We start from the raw sequence: 1,429 nt of genomic DNA on the forward strand, positions 1-1,429 counted from the left end.
TTTACATATGAAGCAAATCCATTTACGGCAAAATACCAAATCCATAGTAAAGTTGTCATATTCACCACTTTTTACGGCGATGATGCCCACCTGGAATTGCTTGTGGTCAAGAATCCCTTGTATCACGGCGACTGGCGGCCATGAGAACAATAATTCTGTTGTTGGCGCTGTTTTTCCTCCTGCCCAAAACTGCTAGCCCGGTTACAGCCGCGGAGCAGCAAGAGCCGGTGCATATCAAAGGCTTTGATGCCATCGTCGTAGGCTGTTTTGACTGCTGGCTCCATGCGGACGGTAAGACCTGGCAGGACACCGACCATGACGGCATGCCGGATATTCCGGGTGACGGATGGACGAAGGAAACAGGAATAACGGCGGCTGTTCCTCAAATCGTGAAAGAGGGGTATGAGCGGGTTACTTACAAGATAATTCCCTTTGATTCCGGCCTGACCGAGGAAGAAATGAAAACGCTTTTCGCAAGGGATGAAGACGGTTTTACCGGCCAGGTCCATCCGGATGAGCCCCAGGTGGAGTGCAATGAATATTACCTCTTTAAAACAAAAATCTTGAGATATATTCCTGTCGAATACAAGCTTAAACAGGAAAACATAGTGCAATTTAAATTTCAAATAGATGATGATTTCACCCTATTCATCACCAGCGAGCAAAACATCGAAAACAACACCAATGCGGCAAAAGCGGGCTGTCGATCTGCCGGGACAAATACGTGACTATCCACGGCGACCTGTACGACGACATCTACACCCGCCCGGCCGCCAAGGAGGAATTATAACGTAATTTGCGGATGTTTGAAAGAGAAATTTGAGAAAGGGGATGGTCTGGAATAAAAGAAGTATTGATAAAGAAGCGCTTGACGGCCTTGATGTTCATTATTTGGTTTTGGGCCAGCCCGGCAATTGCCGCGGAAGAGCACTGGGCCAAAACGCAAATTGAAGAAATGAAAGCCAAGGGAATATGTTTTTTCCAGGAACCGGACGCACCGGCCAGCCTGTCTTTGCAAAAAGAGGTATTCGGCCTTACGGGCATATCTTTACAGCCGCGTGAAGCCTTGAACAGGTACAGTCTGATCCAGTCGATGCTAATAAATATAAATAGCGAAGATGTCAATGACGCAGACATCCAAAGACTGCTCAAAGAATATGCGGACTATTGCGATTACTGAATCAAGGTAAATATGGTCCTGGGCAGGGCTGTAAAGAGCGGGCTGTTAAAAGGCCGCCAGACGGCCTTCGGAAAACGGTTGGAACCGAAAGGCATCGTGACCGGGGCTGAACTTATCGTTTTTGCTTCGAGGTTCCTGGAAATAAAAAACGCCCAAAAATGACACAAACAAAAACTATGCCTTACAAGGGCAAAAAGGAGTATTCTTGATGAATGAAAAACAATTGGCGGTGGTTCTTGAAGAAATGTT

The 1,429-nt window shown here is 46.6% G+C and carries 3 protein-coding genes; all 3 read left to right on the forward strand.

What is annotated here, in order from left to right:
• Positions 1-140 precede the first annotated feature (140 nt).
• Positions 141-728 carry a hypothetical protein gene (locus NUV48_15515; protein ID MCR4443539.1) on the forward strand — a complete coding sequence of 196 codons (588 nt, stop codon included), beginning with the start codon at positions 141-143 and terminating at the stop codon, positions 726-728.
• A gap of 149 nt (positions 729-877) precedes the next feature.
• Complete coding sequence (locus NUV48_15520; protein MCR4443540.1) at positions 878-1,180, forward strand: hypothetical protein; 303 nt, start codon at positions 878-880, stop codon at positions 1,178-1,180.
• 12 nt (positions 1,181-1,192) lie between these two features.
• A complete protein-coding gene (locus NUV48_15525) occupies positions 1,193-1,342 on the forward strand; it encodes a hypothetical protein (GenBank protein MCR4443541.1) in 150 nt (49 codons plus the stop codon).
• Positions 1,343-1,429: the final 87 nt, after the last annotated feature.

It is taken from the genome of Peptococcaceae bacterium, assembly GCA_024655825.1.
GTDB lineage: Bacteria > Bacillota > Peptococcia > DRI-13 > PHAD01 > JANLFJ01.

Coding starts and splice junctions, on each gene's coding strand:
- NUV48_15515 (MCR4443539.1), top strand. CDS start 141: ATGAGAACAATAATTCTGTTGTTGGCGCTGTTTTTCCTCCTGCCCAAA.
- NUV48_15525 (MCR4443541.1), top strand. CDS start 1,193: ATGGTCCTGGGCAGGGCTGTAAAGAGCGGGCTGTTAAAAGGCCGCCAG.